Raw genomic sequence first — 16,154 nt, 5'->3', positions numbered from 1 at the left:
GGTTCAGTTCGTCACTGCATAGGCATCCGTGAACCCTGTGCCTTTGATCTTGGTAAGCAGGGCAGACAGATCGTCCTTGGTCTGGGCCGGGCCGACGATAACCCGCCAGAAGACCTTGCCGTTGGAATTGTGCTTTTTCACTGTCGGCACCATGCCTTCCTGGCGCATCGCGGTGGCGGTGTTCTTGGCATTCTGCTCGATCGAGAAGATGCCGATCTGCACATAAGGCTTGCTCAGCGCCGAAGGTTTCTTCGGAGCCGGGGCTGCCGCAGCGGCGGGTTTCGGCGCGGCGGGCGGCGTGACGGTGGGTTTGGACGGGGCAAGCGACGCGGTTTCGATGGCCGCGGAGGCGCCGGAAATGACCGGATCCTGTTCGGCGTCAGCCGGGGCAAGCGCGTTTTCCGCGACTTCGGGCGCGGCAGGGACCGCGCCTTCGGGGACGGGCTGAGCCAGTGGCTGAGGCGCGGGCGCGACTTCCTCGCGCTTGAGCGCCACAACGTTGAGATTGTTTGGCTGTCCGGCCAGCATGCCGAGCGCGGCAGCGGCATCCGAAGAGACCTGCAGACGCGGTCCCGGCGATTGACGCTCGCGGCGGAAAAGAGCGCCGATCACGAATTTTCCGTTGGTCTCATTGCGGATGATCACGCGGCCGGGCTCATCCACGTCCGGATGCGCAACCCAGACACCGCCAAGAGAGGGGCGGCCGTCCCAAAGCCCGGCTTCCTTCGCGTCGAAGATCTCCGGAGCCTCGATGTCACGTTCGATCGTCTCTTCGGTGCCGATCCCGCCGGTGGCCGCGCGCGTGACGGCCCCTTCGACATTCGCGTTCGACTTTCCCTGAAGGAAGGATGGCATCTGCCCATCGGCGCAGGCCGACAATGCGAAAAATCCAAGGATTAGCACTGAGTTACGCAGCGTTCTGCTGCGGAGTGCCAAGGTCCACCTGCTCATATCGTGCCTCTCGCCTTTTGTCCGCGGCGGTGCCGCGCCATATGCCGGGATCGTTTGGAAGATGTCCCGGTGTTGTTGCCTCGGTTCGGGCACTTTACGGCCCTTTTGAAGGCACAGTACCCCGATGCGGTTCATAAGAAAAGCCTGCTGACAAGAGGAGCGACGGATTTTCCCTTGACCGTGCGCTTTCAGAATCATTTTCGGGGCGCTATCAGGCGTGACACCGGAGGTTTGGCAGAGTGGTCGATTGCACTGGTCTTGAAAACCAGCGGGCGTGAAAGCGTCCCCAGGGTTCGAATCCCTGAGCCTCCGCCACTTGTCCTTGAGAAACGTTTCTCTCGATCCGGCTGGGGCCGGGTTTTTCCGTTATTTTAGAGGGTTATGAGGGAGGGGCTGAGCACCGGCCACCGGGCCAAGAGCGCCGGAAGCGGTCTCTCAGGGCCGATATTCTCCGAACCTCATGACTGCGCCGATTTGGTGATCAGCTTGCAACCGAATGAAATTGCTTAGATATTTCAGAATATGCAGCTGAACACTTCGACGGCGGTCGTGCTCTAAAGATGGAACACAGATCGAACCAGCACTGGTCAACTGTATCGGTGGAAACCAGGCCGCTTCAGTCATCGAGCATCGCTTTCTGCATTCCCCATGAACATGAGGAACAAAGGCCATCAAGGCTGTTTTAGTCTTCCGGATCACACTCGGTTTCGCATAGATCGCAGATCAACCGGTCCTCGTTGCAAAAGACGCATTTGCGATCCCAGCGACTCCAAGATTCTCGGTCGCAGATCGGACAAGTCGTGACCGAAGGCATTCCGCCATCTTTCGCGACAGAATAGGCCTCTTGATCGTTCACATCGCCAAAGGCTTTTCCGAACAAAGGTTCTCGGTCGATCTCTTCACCGCATTCAGCACACTCGAACCAGAGATTATTGAACGCCATGTTCTCAGTTTCAACACACCGGACCAGCGGCGACGAACAATGTGGACACCGCCTGCCTGACCGTCTGCTGGCTGAACGGGACGGCATCCTCGCCTGGGCGCTGCGAGGATGCCTCGAATGGCAGGAGACCGGGTTGCGGCCGCCCGAAGCGGTGATGGCGGCGACCGAGGATTACTTTGAGGCATGAGATGCGCTTGGACGCTGGATCGAGGAACGGTGTGAGACAGGCCCATCGCACTGGACCGGCTCGAGCGCGCTCTTTGCCAGCTGGAAGTTCTGGGCCGAGGCGAACGGCGAATACGCCGGTTCAATGAAGCGCTTCTCTGAAAGTCTTGGCGCTCGCGGATTCGAGAAACGCAACACCAGAAACGCCCGCGGATTCCAGGGAATCAAGGTTTGCGACAGCGATGATGACCTATTTGACCGGAGTTTAAAAATGCCAAAGAAATCAGACACCGCGACGGATGTGAGGGTCATACCCAAATAACCGTCACGCACGCATACGCGCGCCCGTAAAGAGTTACCAAACGACCCGTCACATCCGTCGCACCCGCCAGCGACTTCAAATCCCATGCTGAGGATGCATTGCCTCATCCCGTGCTCGCCCTTGGTCTCGGCACGGAGACCGGCTGGGCGTTGCGCGGCGCGGACGGGCTGATCGTCAGCGGAACCGCGTGTTTTCGGCCACGCCGCTTCGACGGTGGCGGCATGCGGTACCTGCGCTTCACCAACTGGATGACTGAACTCGACAGGCTTTCAGGCCCTATTTCTACGATCTGGTTCGAGGAAGTCCGCCGACACGCCGGCACCGATGCAAGCCACGTCTATGGCGGGCACATGGCCACGCTCACCGCATGGGCGGAGTTGCGCGGCATCCCTTACGAAGGCGTGCCCGTGGGCACCATCAAGCGTTTTGCCACCGGCAAGGGCAATGCGAAAAAGGCCGCCATGATCGAAGCGATCCGGCAGCGTGGCTTTTCTCCACAGGATGACAACGAGACCGATGCGCTCGCGCTCCTTCCGTGGGCCCTCGACTCGAAGGGCGGGCAGTGATGAACGCTCATGCGAATTCGCACAACTTGGTCTGGACCGCCGGCCTCGTGGAAGCCCGGTTGTCGGAGGCGGCGTTCGTGCTCAAACGGCTGCCGGAGCCACGCATGCTAGGGTACTTCAGGACCTGACCAGAGATCGTTCACAGTTTCGCGGACAAGGTCGGGCAAGAGCCCAGGAAAATCCGCGTGCTTCCATCGCCGCAATCCATCAGCAGGATGGAAGAGACGCTGACCTGGACCGCGGGGCTCGAGCCGCAAGACGGCAAGATCGTCTGGCTGCGGGCCTAACCGAGTGCACCTTGGTCGGCTTAGGCAAAAGGTGGTCCAAATGCCCGCGCCAGCGCGCCGGGTTGTCGCCCTCACGTATCCCCAGCGCCGACTCATGGTCGATCACTGCTTCGATCCGCCGACGTACGCGATTTGCGGTTTCTGGTTTCTTCGCTCAGATCGGTTTGAGCGCCACGACCACATCCGCCGGTTCAACCTTGGCGACCTGCACTTGGCCCAATCTTGAAAAGGCGTAGGCTGCGAGCGTTGAAGTCCATTGCGCCGCGTGCTTGGCGTTATTCCAGCCGGGACGCTTGCTTTCTATCAATTCCAGCGCGGCGTCGCGGAAGGTCTTGGGCTTGACCTGTTGATTCTTGGCGATGGGGTCTTCGCCATCGGCAATGAGCCGCAGCGCCTCAGTCGCCCGTTCTCGCGCCATGGCGAGGCTGGCATCGGGATAAGGGCCAAGCCCAAGATCACGTCGCCGTCCCGCCACGTGATAGCGCAGCACCCAAGATCGCGCGCCGGAAGGTTTGACGTAGAGGAAAAGGCCGCGCCGATCGCCATGGCATCCGGGCGAGGCAGCTTCCACCTTGCGAGCATTCAGCGGCATAGATCGTTGCCACATTTGTTCCCACACTTCATCTTGATTTCGGACAGGCAGGTGCGAACAGCAACGGGGGCGCATGGATTTTTATTGTTTTATCACAGTATAATATGTGGGTGAATCCAGACACGTAGGAACGTGGGAAAACGGTGGTTGTACGGATTATCCTCCGCCATTTTCCCCATTGCGAACCAGTCAGACCGCTCTGACGAGCACGAAATTTTTGCGTGTAGAGTGATTTTTGTTGAACTGGCCGAACCTCATAGGCGCGTCTTTGGGCCGAAACTGGGCTTGGAAACGGCCATCGGCCTGAGTTCTGTCGGATTGCCGCAAGGCTGACGTAGACCTCGACGCCGGCACCGGTTGTCAACAATGACAGGGTGACGGTGAGGGCTGCTTGTGGACGGTGTATCGTTTTTCGCCCCGAGCAAAGTCTTCCTTCCCCAACTGCCGGTTTGGGCACGTCGCTGCCCGGGAGCAAGATATATCCTGCGCCTATTTTCCTAGCCCCTGATGGGACTCGATGTGATCGGAGCCGTGCCCGACGTGGCCTGACCATCCGGAGGTGTGCGTGTGTTATCTGCCGTAGTTCCGGCTTTGCTCCTTGGTCTCGCCGATATGGATTGGATGCTCTTGCCAGCGTTGCCCGGGGTTTCACTGCTTTAGGATTGGTAAGGTTTCCTGTGCTTAATTGTCCGGGCCAAGTTCAGCCGCGATGCGATACAGGTTGCCCAATGCCGACGACTTTCAACGTTTTCAACCTCGGGACGTTTTCACAACTTGATGTCAACGAGACGGACAGTGTCGCCGAAAACGCTGGTCTTCTGACCGGTCAGACCTTCGGGGGGCCGGGCAATCCGCTCTACAATTCCATCCAGACCTTTGCGCCTGCGGGAAATGGCGCGACAACCGGCAGCGATCCAAACGTCTATGACTTCCAGGGTGCCAACGACCAGTTTTCGATAAACGGCGGCGGGCTTTACAACTTCGACTCGCTGGTCGTGATCGATGCGACTTTCACCTATGCAGACGGCACAAGCGGGAACGGGCTTGTGGCGGTCATTCAGGACGATGTCGGCAACACATTCATGACCGGATCGCATTTCCAGGATGTCCACCAGGACGCGCTTGAGGCGAAACCGATCCAATCCGTCACATTTGGCGCGGTTTCCAGCAACCATTCCGGTCTGATCGCAGACCGGGTGTCTCAGGATTTCCAACCTGTAATTGACGGCACCGGTGGCGACGACGTCATCTCGAATGGATATTCCGACCAGATCAGCGCCAATCAGACCGCGGCACAGGTTGACGACAGCGGAAATTATATTGACGCCGGAGCGGGGAACGATTTCGTATCCGCAGGCTCCGGCAACGATACGATTATCGGTGGTGACGGCGACGATACGCTGAACGGCAATGCCGGCGACGACTCCATCAGGGGTGGCGCAGGCAACGACACCATCAGCGGCGGGGCGGGAGCGGACACACTCTCAGGCGGCACCGGCGCCGATACGATCACTGGCGGCGCAGGGGCAGACAGCCTGTCTGGCGGTGACGGACAAGATGTCTTTGTCATTCAGGACGGATTTGGCGACGACACGATTGATGGTGGCGCGGGCGGGACCGATGTCGATACCATCGACCTTAGCCAGGTGACGGGTCCAATCACCATAAGCTATTCAGGCCCCGACGCAGGCACGATAACTGACGGCACCCACACCATTACGTTCAGTGAAATCGAGACACTGATCCTCAACGATCAGGCCAGTTTTGTCGATGGTGGTGCCGACACACGCTGGATGGCTGTGGTCGGCGGTGACGGAGATGACACCATCGTGGCCGGTGACGGCACCGACACCATCGAGGGCAACGGCGGCGACGATGTCATCGACGGTGGAGGTGGTGCGGATAGACTTGATGGCGGCGACGGGTCCGACACGTTTATCGTCCGTGACGGTTTCGGCGCGGATACGATTGTCGGTGGCGAGGCCGGCGTCGACAGCGACACCGTCGATCTGAGTGCTCTGACCACTGCCGCGACAGTGGACTATTTCGGCAATGAATCCGGGGAAGTATCCTCTGGTGCCGACACGCTTTCGTTTTCGGAAGTCGAGCGGTTCATTCTTACCGAGCAAAACGATTCACTGACGTCGGGCGCGGACTCGATTGGCGTTTACGCCGAGGGTCGTGGCGGCGACGATACCATGTGGGGCGGCGCGGGCGCTGACACGCTGCTGGGCGGCGAGGGTCAGGACGAGATCTATGCCGACAGCGGCGACGATCTGATCTACGGCGGCGCCGGAAACGATGATATCGGCGGGGACGCGGGTCGTGATACCGTCTTCGGCGAAGACGGCGACGACTATGTGCAGGGCGGCGGCGGTGACGACAGCGTTTCGGGGGGATCCGGCGACGACACGGTTCTGGGCAATTCGGGCGATGATGTCCTGTCCGGCGGTATCGGCAATGACGGGATGTCGGGCGGGTCTGGAAACGACACCTTTGTTTATGCGCCCGGTGACGGGGCCGACACGATCACCGACTTCAACATCGGAAACACCGGCGCGCTGAACGATGGTGACGCCACCAACAACGACTTCATCGACCTTTCCGCCTTTTACGACGACATTTGGGAATTGCGCGCCGACTTTGCCGATGACGGAATTCTCAATCAGTCGAACACCACCGATCTCGCGGGCAACGCAGTTGATTACTCGGACAATGCACGGTTTGCTTCCGGCGACAGCCTGACGTTTCAGGGCGCAAGCCAGAGCAGCTTTGCCGCCGACAACACAGGCGTCGTCTGCTTTGCCGCCGGTACACGCATCCTGACGCCCACCGGCGAGGTGCCGATCGAACGTCTCTGCCCCGGTGATCTGGTCTTGACCAAGGATAACGGCCCCAAGCCGGTGGTTTGGCGCGGGATGAGGCGTCTCGGGATCAAGGATCTGTCCCGCATGCCGGATCTCAAGCCAATCGAGATCAAACCCGGCGCTTTTGGCAATCACGACGCGCTTGTCGTGTCGCCGCAACATGGGGTCTTGGTCCGCCACGACAATAACGAGATAATGATCCGTGCAAAACATCTCGCCGAAATGCGTGGCGGGACGGCGCGCATCAAGAAAGGATGCCGCAGCGTGACATACTGGCACCTCTTGTTCGAGCGTCATGAGGTGATCTTTTCTAACGGCTTGCCCAGTGAAAGCTTCTTCCCGGGCCCGGAGGCGATCAAGGCGCTGGATAGGGGGGCCTATGATGAGCTGATCAGCCTCTTTCCCTCGCTGAGGCGCGCGCGGGAGAGAGACGCGTTTCTGCGAAGCTACGGGCAAACAGCCCGCAGTTTCTACCGGCGAAAAGAGATCCCGACGCAGCTGCGCGCGCTTGGATCGTGTTAGCCCTTTTTCATCCGACAGCGACGGAGTGTAATAGGCGTCGCCGCCAAAGGCGGTGAAGCCTAGACCCGCCCTTTGCCCAGACCGGCGAATCCCACAGGAACAAGTCCAGGCCTGCCGAGCGCGTCGCAGGCGTTCAACATGGCGCGCGGCTCCGGAGTTCGGCATTGTGAGGATTGACGGCGCGGGCCATGATACGGAGACCCGGTGGCTTCACGCGGTTCATCGTTGTCTCGTCGCGGCTTCGGCTGCCGGGGCGATTGCACCGCGGCGCACGCGCGGCCGTTTGCCTTGACCCCCAATCGGGCGCGGCTGCGGTCACTCCCGATCGGCGGTTCTTTCCGCAAGGCGGCGTTCGATGGCTTCGAGACGGACGAGCACGGCGTCGCGGTAGTTCTCGGTTGCGGCGTTGCTCTCCTCGGCGTGTGCTTCCTGCATGGAATTCACGATCAGACCGACGATCAGGTTCACCACGGCGAAGGTGGTCATCAGGATGAACGGCACAAAGAACACCCAGGCGTAGGGATAAACCTCCATCACCGGGCGCACGATCCCCATGGACCAGCTTTCCAATGTCATGATCTGGAACAGGGTATAGGCCGAGTCAAAGATCGAGCCGAACCACTGCGGGAAGCCGTCGCCGAAGAGTTTTGTCGCCATCACCGACGCGATGTAGAAGATCAGCGCCATCAGAAGGAAGACCGATGCCATGCCGGGCAAGGCCGTGACGAAGCCTTCGACCACGCGGCGCAGCGTTGGCGCAACGGAGATCAGCCGCAGCAAACGCAGGATGCGCAGGGCGCGCAGGACCGAAAGCCCTTGGGCGGCGGGGATCAGGGCGACGCCGACAATGACGAAGTCAAAGATGTTCCAGCCGGATTTGAAAAAGGACGGGCCGCGAGCATAGAGCTTGGCGGCCAGTTCCAGAACAAAGATCGCAAGGCAGACCTGATCCAGCGCAATGATCAAACCGCCCGCCGCCGCCATGGCCGCGTCGGACGTTTCAATCCCGAGGATGAGCGCGTTGAACAGGATTACGGCGGTGATCACATTGCGGGTGGAAGGCCGGTCGAGCAGGGCGCCAAGGCGCTGGCGGAAGGACATGTCTTCTCCAAATGATGGGCGCCCCTCTGCGGGCGGCGGTCGGCGGGCGATGAATTCCATTCGATGAAATAGCGATGAAGTCGGCCACGTTCAACGGGCTGGATCTGCGCCGTGCTGTTCGTCTATCCATTTGCGGCAAAGTGGATTTTGGGGACGGTTCAGCGGATGCACGCAAGAGCGGCATTCTGCCTCTGAGGAGGCAAGGCGGGGATGTCATGCTGCAATGCGGCAATATTTTCTTGACCGCTGCGGGCACCACCCTAACCTTAAAGGCGAGAGAGAGCCGGCATCGCGGGCTCTTCGAGCTGGCAAAAGGCTTTGATACGGACAAATCGGTGCGCGCCGTTCGGTATCGCGCCTACAGACCGTGATCCATGGGCCGATCGTGTCCGATCCGGTGCCCTGCCGCTCCGCGCCACATCGGCCGCCGGAGGATCGCTCGGAAAGACCGCAAATGGCCGAGACCTTGAAAGGAGCTCTGACCATGAAGGATTCCGAAGCGGATTCCAGATCACACAAACCTTGTGTTCCCTTTGGCCGCATTGCCGTTCTTGGCGCAGGCAGTTGGGGGACGGCGCTTGCCTCCATACTGGCGCGGAATGGTCATGACGTGCGGCTCTGGGCGCGGCGCCCGGCGCTCGCCGAGGCCATTAACAAGACCGGGATGAACGGCGACTATCTGGCCGATGTCCCCTTGCCGGAGAGCCTCACGGCGACGGCCTCCATCGCCGAGGCGCTGGCCGATGTGGACGCGGTGCTGATGGTGACACCGTCGTCCACGCTGCGCGCCATGTGCGAGGCGATCAAGCCGCATCTGCCCGACGCTGCGCCGATTGCGCTGGCCTGCAAGGGCGTGGAGCGGGGCACCGGATACCTGTTGTCCGAGGTTGTCACGGACGCCTTGCCGGGTCACCCGGTGGGCTGTGTCTCGGGGCCGACCTTCGCGCGCGAGGCCGCTCTGGATCATCCGACGGCCGCCACCGTGGCCTTTCCCTTCTCTTATGAAGACCGGCTGAACCCGGAAAAGAGCCCGGCGGCGCGGTTGGCCATGTCACTGTCGGGCGGGGGATTCCGGCCCTACGTGTCCGATGACCTTGTCGGCGTCGAAGTCGGCGGGGCGGTCAAAAACGTGATTGCCATTGCCTGCGGGATGATGTCCGGGGCGGGATTCGCCGAGAACACCCGGGCCGCACTCATCACCAGAGGCATCGACGAGATGAAGCTGCTGGCGCAGGCTTTGGGCGGCAAACGCGAAACGGTGACGGGGCTGTCGGGGGCCGGGGATCTGACCCTGACCTGCAGTTCGACAACCTCAAGAAATATGTCGCTTGGATTCCAGTTGGGACAAGGAACGGCGCGGGCCGCGTGCTTCGAGGGCCGTCCCGTCGTGGTCGAAGGCGAGGTGAATTCCGTGTCCGTGACAGAGCTGGCGGCGCGCGTGGGCGTCTCCATGCCGATTTGCGAAACAGTGAACGCGGTACTGCACGACGGCGCTGATCTGCGCGCGGCCTTCACGGCGCTTTGGGCGCGGCCCATCGAAGCGGAGCCCTATGCGCTTGAGCTGTCGCTGGCCCATCCTTCCCCCAATCTTCCGCTGCAATTCGGAGACACCTGATCCATGACTGTTCATAGCGTGCCGCGCCCGGCGATCGCCGCGCGGCGCTTTACCCTTGCGACCGATCTTGATGGCACGTTCCTTGGAGGCTCGGACGCGGACCGGCAGACCCTGTATCGCTGGATCGAAGACAACCGCGACAGCGTCGGCCTGATTTTCGTGACCGGACGCGATCCGGAATTCATCATGGAAATGTGCCGGGAGAAAGGGCTGCCATGGCCCGAATACGTTGTCGGCGACGTCGGCACGACCATCGCCCATGTGCGCAGCGATGGCCATGTGGAGCCGATCCCGGCGTTGGAAGAGGATATTGCGAAGATCTGGGGCGATGCGGGCGCGCGCGTCAAGGCGGCGCTGGACGGGCATCCCGGCCTCACGCTGCAGCCGACCGCGTTCCGCTATCGTGTAAGCTATGATCTCAACGCCGCCGCTTTTGACGACAGCGCCAAGTCATTGGTTGAGGATATGGGGTTTGACTGGCTCATTTCGGACGACCGGTACTTTGATGTGCTGCCCAAGGGTATCTCCAAGGGGCCATCCATTCGCCGCCTCGTGCAGCATCTGGAGATCCCGGAGAATGTCGTTCTGTGTGCCGGGGATACGCTCAACGATCTGTCGATGCTGGCCTCCGGTCTGCCGGCGGTGGCGGTCGGCAATTCGGAAACCGCGCTGATTACGGAACTTCGTGGCTGCAAAAGCGTTTACTCCGCACAAGCCCATGGCGCAGGTGGGATTATGGAAGCCATCAATGCGCTCAACCTTCACGAAGCCCCGAAGGGAGCCTGATATATGCCGTCCGATCTCGTGATCGTCTACCATCGTCAACCTTACGAAGAAGTCGTGGTGAACGGCAAAACCGAATACCGCGAAAACAAGAGCCCGAACGGCATCGTGCCAACTCTCAAGAGCTTTTTCGGGCGCGTCGACAAGGGATCCTGGGTCGCGTGGAAAGAGGCAGAGGACCCGGCGAACCCGGATTTCGAGCGCGTCATCGAGATTGATGACCAATATGGCAAATACACCGTGTCGCGCCTGCCGCTCACGGCGGAGCAGGTGTCGAGTTTTTATCATGTCTCGTCAAAGGAAGCGTTCTGGCCGATCCTGCACGGCTTCAAGGAGCGTTACAACTATGACCCTGTGGATTGGCCGACCTTTCGGGAGGTGAACTGGGCCTTTGCCGAAGCCGCCGCAAACGAGGCCGCAGAGGGCGCCGTGGTCTGGGTCCACGATTATAACCTGTGGCTGGTGCCGGGGTATTTGCGCACCTTGCGTCCGGACGTGAAGATCAGCTTCTTCCACCACACCCCGTTCCCCAGCGCCGATATGTTCAACGCTTTGCCATGGCGCAAGGAAATCCTTGAAAGCCTGCTGGCCTGTGACGTGGTCGGGTTCCACATTCCCCGCTATGTGAACAATTTCGTCTCGGCGGCGCGCTCGTTGCTGGAAGTGGAGACGATGAAGCGCGAGAAGGTCAAACCGGAGATGAACGCGGTGACCTCCGCCCTGTCGGAGCAATCGGTCGTGACCGAACTGGACTTTGAGGGACGGCGCATCCGGCTGCAGGCCAGCCCGGTCGGTGTCGATGTGGCCTACATCGAAACACTCGCCGCAAGCCCTGAGACAGAAGAGAAAGTCGCACAGATCAAGGCCGAGAAGGGCGATACCAAGCTGGTGCTGTCCGTTGGCCGGACCGATTACACCAAGGGCGGCATCGAGCAGCTTGAGAGTTTCGAGCGGCTGCTGGAAAGCAACCCGAATCTACGCGGCACTCTGCGCCTGATGCACGTCTCCGTCGCGGCGAATGCCAATATGACGGCCTATCAGGAAATCCAGGAACAGCTGGAGGCGCTGGCCGGGCGGATCAATGGCCGCTATGGCACATTCGAATATCAGCCCGTGGCGCTGATCTCGAGGCCGGTGCCGTTTACAGATCTCATCGCCTACTACCGCGCGGCAGAGGTGGCGTGGATCACACCGCTGGCCGATGGCATGAACCTGGTCTGCAAGGAGTTCTGCGCCGCGCGGACCGATGGCGACGGGGTGCTTGTTTTGTCCGAATTTGCCGGGGCGGCGGTGGAGCTCGGCGCGGCTGTGCCGACCAATCCGTTTTCCCACCGCTCCATGGACAGCGGCATTCTCTACGCGCTTGAGCTTCCCGAAGAAGACCGCCGGGGCCGGATGAAGGAAAACCGTGCCATGGTCGCTCAGCACGATGTCCGCTTCTGGGCAGAAGACCAGATGCAGGCGTTCGAGCGCAACACGGTCACGTCGGACGTCGCGGCGGAATAACAGACGATTGAGCGGGGGGTATCCCGCTCTGATCAAAGGGGCAGTGCGGTGTTGCGCACTGCTTTTTTTTTGGCGCAGCCCCCGGGGGCGCGCTGCGCTGACCCTCATGATCACCGAGCTGATTCAAATTTGTCACGCAGGTGTTGCATCGGCTTCGTAGGGCCTTGCGGACGGAACACGGCGGGGGCGGCACGGTGAGCGATCGCACGATTTTTCTATCGGATGTTCATCTTGGAACACGTGGTTGTCGCTCGGCCCTTCTTGTTCAGTTCCTGCAAAAGCACGATGCCGATACGCTGTATCTCGTTGGTGACATCTTTGACGGATGGAGCCTTCGGCGCGGCTGGCATTGGCCGGAAGGCCACAATGCCGTGGTCCAGGCGATCTTGCAAAAGGCGCATGACGGCACGCGGGTCGTCTTCATTCCCGGCAACCATGACGAGGTCATGCGCGGCTACTTCGGAGTGCATTTCGGCGGCATCGAGGTGAAGGCCGAGGATGTTTTTGTTTCGGCCAGCGGTCTGCGTTACCGGGTCGTGCATGGCGATGAGTTCGACACGGTGGTGATGAATGCCAAATGGCTCGCGCATCTCGGCGATCGGGCTTATTCGCTGCTGATCTGGCTCAATCCGAAGATCAATGCCCTGCGCCGTCTGTGGTCGCCGCGCTACTGGTCACTGTCCAAATGGAGCAAGAACCAGGTCAAGCAGGCGGTGAACTTCATTACAAAGTTCGAGGAAGTTCTGGCCGAAGACGCGCGTCAAAAAGGGTTTGACGGGGTGATCTGTGGCCACATCCACCACGCCTGCATCCGGCAGATCGGCGATATTCGCTATATCAACACCGGCGACTGGGTCGAAAGCTGCACGGCGGTCATCGAAAATCATCAGGGCGACCTGCGGCTGGTGGATTGGGAGGCGCGCAACAATCGAGAGCAACTGCTGAAACGGCGACAGCGGCGCAAGCACCGCAGCGCAGCCAACGGACAGAGCGAAAAGAGAATGGCATGAACGACACATCCGGCACCATCATTGGCGAAGCGGTTTACCAAAACCGGAGTTTTTCGTTCGGCACGCTGTCCGAACGCCTGTTTGCGCGACTGTTCCAGGGGCTTGTCTATCCGCAGATCTGGGAGGATCCGGTCTGTGATATGGACGCACTGGCGCTGTCAGAGCGTGACCACGTCGTCTGTATCGCCTCGGGCGGTTGCAATGTGATGTCCTATCTGACGGCCGCGCCGCGATCGGTGACGGCGGTGGATCTGTCGCCCTGGCATGTGCAGCTGACCTGGCTGAAGCTGGCCGCTGCGCAGCATCTTCCGGATCATCGGGCATTCTATGCGCTGTTCGGGCATGCGGACCGGGACGGGAACAGCGCCCTGATGAATCGTTACATCCTGCCTTACATGCCCCGTCCGGCGCGCGATTTCTGGAACGGGCGGGAGGGACTGCGCCCGCGCAAGGCCATGTTCGAGAAGGGGTTCTATCGCTTTGGCGTCCTGGGCCGTTTTCTCGGGCTGGTGCATCTTGTGGCGCGGATTGGTCGGGTGGATTTCGATCGGCTGCTGAAGGCCAATACACTGCGTGAGCAGCGCGCTTTTTTCGACGCGGAGATTGCGCCGCTGTTCCGCTCGCGCTTTGTGCGGATGATGGCGCGGCGCCGGGCGTCGCTCTTTGGTCTGGGCATTCCACCGGCGCAATACGACAAGCTTGCCGCCGATGCGGGGGGAGATATCCTGCCGGTTCTGGAGGCGCGCACGCGCAAGCTGTTCTGCGATTTTCCGATGGCGGAGAACTACTTTGCCTGGCAGGCCGCAAACCGCGCCTACAAGGCCGATGGAACGGGGCCGGTGCCGCCGTACCTTGAGGCGCGGCATTTCGAGACCCTGCGGGATGCGGCGGCGCGGGCCTCCGTTCATAATCTGGGGATCACGGATCTGCTGGGAAAGCTGCCCGCTGCGTCGAAATCGGCTTATGTGCTGCTCGATGCGCAGGACTGGATGACGGATGAGCAGCTGACCGCGCTCTGGCGCGAGATCACCCGGACCGCGATGCCGGGCGCGCGTGTCCTGTTCCGCACCGGCGGCGCGGCGGACATTCTGCCGGGCCGTGTGCCGGACGCGATCCTCGGGTGCTGGGACTATGACGCGGCAGCCTCTCGGGCGGCCTTTGACAGCGACCGTTCGGCGATCTACGGCGGTGTGCATCTTTACCGGTTGCGGGGCTGACATGAGCCATGCGGGCGATCACGGCGCGCTGATGGATGAGGTCTACCGCCGTCAGAGACGGATTTATGACGTCACGCGAAAATACTATTTGCTCGGGCGCGATCATCTGATCGAGCAGATGGATGTGCAGTCGGGGCAAAGCGTGCTGGAGGTGGCTTGCGGCACCGGGCGCAATTTGGCGGCGATGCGCCAGCGTTACCCGCAGGCCCGGCTCTTCGGGCTTGATATATCGGAACAAATGCTGCTGTCGGCACGGGCAAAGCTGGGTTCCGAGGCGGCTCTGGCGCGGGCGGATGCCTGCAAGTTCGATCCCGAAACGCTGCTCGGCGTGGACCATTTCGACCACATCGTGTTTTCCTACAGCCTGTCGATGATCCCGGATTGGCAGTCGGCGCTGAGCGAAGCGTTGCGCCATCTGGCGCCGGGGGGCACTCTGCATCTTGTGGATTTTGGCGATCAAAGCGCGCTGCCGCGCTGGTTCCGGCGCGGCCTCCTGATGTGGCTGGCGAAATTCCACGTCACGCCGCGCCCGGATTTGCCGGACGTCATGCGACGTCATGCCGGGGCCGACGATGGCCTTCGGCAAGACGCGCTCTATCGTGGCTACGCCACCTATGCCCGGCTCAGCCGACGATCAGCTGCTTGAGTTTCAAGGCCTCGTATTCCAGCGCGGTCAGCCGGTAGTTGACCACATCGCCAATGGTGATCATGCCGATGGCAAAGCCTTCGTCCATCACCGGCATATGGCGGAACCGGCCATCGGTCATGCGGCGCAGAACGCGCACCAATGTCTCGTCGCGGGTGGTCGTCTCCACCTTTGTCACCATCAGGTCCTTGACCGTTTGGGGCAGGGTGGTGCCGGGGGTATCGGCCAGGCGCCGCACGATGTCCCGTTCCGACAGGATGCCGGCGACCTCGCCTTGCGGATTCTTGATCAACAGCGCGCCGATGCGCTTGTCCCTCAGCACCTCGACCGCGTGGTGCACCGTGTCGTCGGGGCTGATCCAGAAGATGTCCCCGCCCTTGCTGTCGAGCACATGACCCACCGTCACCTCGGCCGCCGAAAGATTGGTTTCCAGCGATTGGCTGGTGGACTTTTCTTGCTCGTCATCGCCGCGGGTGGGGGACTGATAGGATGCAGGCATGGCTTTCCTCCGCTTGTACGCCTATCAGCGTAGTGCAAAACGCGGACGAGTAAACGGATTTGAGCGAAGGACGGCCTTAAGTTGATTGAATTTGTGCTGACACCCGCCACCGCAACGGTGATCTTCGTGATCGCCTGCTTTGCGGGCTACAGGTATCGCCATGTGTGGAAGACCGAAGGGCCGCGCTGGCAGCTCTGGGTCTATGGCGTCATTGCTGCCGCGGCGTTGTTGACGTTGGGATTTGTGCCAATGCAAGGGTAAGCGGCCTGAGCGTACGGGACCAAAGAGATCCATCCGAGCGGTCGGTTCAGCCCTGCTTTTCCATCTCGTCGAGCATTTTCTTTGCTCGGGGGCAGGAGGACAGCCGCTCCCGCAGGGGGCTGTCCGGGTCGATTTCCTTCTTGCAGACGAGGCAATGATCCGCATCGGAAATGGCGTTCAGCCCGCCGCAGCTGCCCTTGATCGTCCGTCCGCTGAACATCACGCCCACCGCCATGCCAGCCATGACAAGCGCAAAGAGGCCGAAGGTCAGCAGGAAGGTGGACATGGGGCGGGCCTTTCT

At 61.0% G+C, this 16,154-nt stretch carries 16 protein-coding genes, 1 tRNA gene and 1 pseudogene; 13 read left to right on the top strand and 5 right to left on the bottom strand.

What is annotated here, in order from left to right; all coding sequences use genetic code 11:
- Positions 1-3 precede the first annotated feature (3 nt).
- Entirely contained in the window at positions 4-855 is an 852-nt protein-coding gene (locus ACN2XU_RS05180) for an SPOR domain-containing protein (RefSeq protein ID WP_419409346.1), read from the bottom strand.
- A gap of 321 nt (positions 856-1,176) precedes the next feature.
- Here ACN2XU_RS05180 and ACN2XU_RS05175 point away from each other — a divergent pair.
- The 4 genes from ACN2XU_RS05175 (at position 1,177) to ACN2XU_RS05160 (ending at position 3,234) form a co-directional block, all read left to right on the top strand.
- Positions 1,177-1,266: transfer RNA gene (locus ACN2XU_RS05175), tRNA-Ser, on the top strand.
- Between the two features lie 626 nt (positions 1,267-1,892).
- Positions 1,893-2,081, top strand: a complete 189-nt coding sequence (locus tag ACN2XU_RS05170; protein ID WP_419409345.1) for a hypothetical protein — start codon at positions 1,893-1,895, stop codon at positions 2,079-2,081.
- Between the two features lie 398 nt (positions 2,082-2,479).
- Positions 2,480-2,947: a hypothetical protein gene (locus ACN2XU_RS05165; protein WP_419409344.1), complete on the top strand. Its 468-nt coding sequence runs from the start codon at positions 2,480-2,482 to the stop codon at positions 2,945-2,947.
- Positions 2,948-3,132: 185 nt separating this feature from the next.
- Positions 3,133-3,234: a DUF6362 family protein gene (locus tag ACN2XU_RS05160; RefSeq protein WP_419409343.1), complete on the top strand. Its 102-nt coding sequence runs from the start codon at positions 3,133-3,135 to the stop codon at positions 3,232-3,234.
- 52 nt (positions 3,235-3,286) lie between these two features.
- On the opposite strand, the pseudogene ACN2XU_RS05155 reads toward ACN2XU_RS05160, so the two are convergent.
- Positions 3,287-3,826, bottom strand: a pseudogene (locus ACN2XU_RS05155) (tyrosine-type recombinase/integrase); the annotation flags it as partial.
- 728 nt (positions 3,827-4,554) lie between these two features.
- Between ACN2XU_RS05155 and ACN2XU_RS05150 the strand changes: the two are divergent.
- On the top strand, positions 4,555-7,215 hold the full coding sequence (locus tag ACN2XU_RS05150) for a Hint domain-containing protein (RefSeq protein ID WP_419409342.1): 2,661 nt from the start codon (positions 4,555-4,557) through the stop codon (positions 7,213-7,215).
- Between the two features lie 315 nt (positions 7,216-7,530).
- Here ACN2XU_RS05150 and ACN2XU_RS05145 read toward each other — a convergent pair whose 3' ends face one another.
- Positions 7,531-8,316, bottom strand: a complete 786-nt coding sequence (locus ACN2XU_RS05145; RefSeq protein ID WP_419409341.1) for an ion transporter — start codon at positions 8,314-8,316, stop codon at positions 7,531-7,533.
- 74 nt (positions 8,317-8,390) lie between these two features.
- On the opposite strand from ACN2XU_RS05145, the gene ACN2XU_RS05140 reads away from it, so the two are divergent.
- The 7 genes from ACN2XU_RS05140 (at position 8,391) to ACN2XU_RS05110 (ending at position 15,093) form a co-directional block, all read left to right on the top strand.
- Entirely contained in the window at positions 8,391-8,687 is a 297-nt protein-coding gene (locus ACN2XU_RS05140) for a hypothetical protein (protein WP_419409340.1), read from the top strand.
- Positions 8,688-8,800: 113 nt separating this feature from the next.
- The gene (locus tag ACN2XU_RS05135) at positions 8,801-9,931 is read left to right on the top strand and encodes an NAD(P)H-dependent glycerol-3-phosphate dehydrogenase (protein ID WP_419409339.1); all 1,131 of its coding nucleotides are present in this window, start codon (positions 8,801-8,803) and stop codon (positions 9,929-9,931) included.
- Between the two features lie 3 nt (positions 9,932-9,934).
- Entirely contained in the window at positions 9,935-10,717 is a 783-nt protein-coding gene (locus ACN2XU_RS05130) for an HAD-IIB family hydrolase (protein WP_419409338.1), read from the top strand.
- 3 nt (positions 10,718-10,720) lie between these two features.
- Positions 10,721-12,220 (top strand): glucosylglycerol-phosphate synthase, encoded by a 1,500-nt coding sequence (gene ggpS / locus ACN2XU_RS05125; protein WP_419409337.1) that lies wholly within the window; start codon positions 10,721-10,723, stop codon positions 12,218-12,220.
- 194 nt (positions 12,221-12,414) lie between these two features.
- The gene (locus ACN2XU_RS05120; protein ID WP_419409336.1) at positions 12,415-13,230 is read left to right on the top strand and encodes a UDP-2,3-diacylglucosamine diphosphatase; all 816 of its coding nucleotides are present in this window, start codon (positions 12,415-12,417) and stop codon (positions 13,228-13,230) included.
- On the top strand, positions 13,227-14,447 hold the full coding sequence (locus ACN2XU_RS05115; RefSeq protein WP_419409335.1) for a BtaA family protein: 1,221 nt from the start codon (positions 13,227-13,229) through the stop codon (positions 14,445-14,447). Before ACN2XU_RS05120 ends, ACN2XU_RS05115 begins: the two co-directional genes overlap by 4 nt.
- Before the next feature lies 1 nt (position 14,448).
- Positions 14,449-15,093 carry a class I SAM-dependent methyltransferase gene (locus ACN2XU_RS05110; RefSeq protein WP_419409334.1) on the top strand — a complete coding sequence of 215 codons (645 nt, stop codon included), beginning with the start codon at positions 14,449-14,451 and terminating at the stop codon, positions 15,091-15,093.
- On the opposite strand, the gene ACN2XU_RS05105 is transcribed toward ACN2XU_RS05110, so the two are convergent.
- Positions 15,071-15,592, bottom strand: a complete 522-nt coding sequence (locus ACN2XU_RS05105; RefSeq protein ID WP_419409333.1) for a CBS domain-containing protein — start codon at positions 15,590-15,592, stop codon at positions 15,071-15,073. The genes ACN2XU_RS05110 and ACN2XU_RS05105 overlap by 23 nt on opposite strands.
- A gap of 81 nt (positions 15,593-15,673) precedes the next feature.
- On the opposite strand from ACN2XU_RS05105, the gene ACN2XU_RS05100 reads away from it, so the two are divergent.
- A complete protein-coding gene (locus tag ACN2XU_RS05100; RefSeq protein ID WP_419409332.1) occupies positions 15,674-15,853 on the top strand; it encodes a hypothetical protein in 180 nt (59 codons plus the stop codon).
- 46 nt (positions 15,854-15,899) lie between these two features.
- Here the strand turns inward: ACN2XU_RS05100 and nqrM are convergent, their stop codons facing one another.
- Entirely contained in the window at positions 15,900-16,139 is a 240-nt protein-coding gene (nqrM, locus tag ACN2XU_RS05095; protein WP_419409331.1) for a (Na+)-NQR maturation NqrM, read from the bottom strand.
- Positions 16,140-16,154 lie beyond the last annotated feature (15 nt).

The organism is Pacificoceanicola niger, assembly GCF_048553275.1.
In the GTDB taxonomy this organism is placed as follows: Bacteria; Pseudomonadota; Alphaproteobacteria; order Rhodobacterales; family Rhodobacteraceae; genus Pacificoceanicola.
The sequence above is the reverse complement of the archived record's forward strand: the minus strand, read 5'-3'. Positions and strand labels throughout refer to the sequence as shown.

What these genes read in the sequence shown, in the direction of transcription:
- ACN2XU_RS05145 (WP_419409341.1), bottom strand. Translation starts at nt 8,316, where the DNA reads ATGTCCTTCCGCCAGCGCCTTGGCGCCCTGCTCGACCGGCCTTCCACC.
- ACN2XU_RS05130 (WP_419409338.1), top strand. Translation starts at nt 9,935, where the DNA reads ATGACTGTTCATAGCGTGCCGCGCCCGGCGATCGCCGCGCGGCGCTTT.
- ACN2XU_RS05140 (WP_419409340.1), top strand. Translation starts at nt 8,391, where the DNA reads ATGAAGTCGGCCACGTTCAACGGGCTGGATCTGCGCCGTGCTGTTCGT.
- nqrM (WP_419409331.1), bottom strand. Translation starts at nt 16,139, where the DNA reads ATGTCCACCTTCCTGCTGACCTTCGGCCTCTTTGCGCTTGTCATGGCT.
- ACN2XU_RS05135 (WP_419409339.1), top strand. Translation starts at nt 8,801, where the DNA reads ATGAAGGATTCCGAAGCGGATTCCAGATCACACAAACCTTGTGTTCCC.
- ACN2XU_RS05180 (WP_419409346.1), bottom strand. Translation starts at nt 855, where the DNA reads ATGCCATCCTTCCTTCAGGGAAAGTCGAACGCGAATGTCGAAGGGGCC.
- ACN2XU_RS05110 (WP_419409334.1), top strand. Translation starts at nt 14,449, where the DNA reads ATGAGCCATGCGGGCGATCACGGCGCGCTGATGGATGAGGTCTACCGC.
- ACN2XU_RS05150 (WP_419409342.1), top strand. Translation starts at nt 4,555, where the DNA reads ATGCCGACGACTTTCAACGTTTTCAACCTCGGGACGTTTTCACAACTT.
- ACN2XU_RS05105 (WP_419409333.1), bottom strand. Translation starts at nt 15,592, where the DNA reads ATGCCTGCATCCTATCAGTCCCCCACCCGCGGCGATGACGAGCAAGAA.
- ACN2XU_RS05170 (WP_419409345.1), top strand. Translation starts at nt 1,893, where the DNA reads ATGTTCTCAGTTTCAACACACCGGACCAGCGGCGACGAACAATGTGGA.
- ACN2XU_RS05115 (WP_419409335.1), top strand. Translation starts at nt 13,227, where the DNA reads ATGAACGACACATCCGGCACCATCATTGGCGAAGCGGTTTACCAAAAC.
- ggpS (WP_419409337.1), top strand. Translation starts at nt 10,721, where the DNA reads ATGCCGTCCGATCTCGTGATCGTCTACCATCGTCAACCTTACGAAGAA.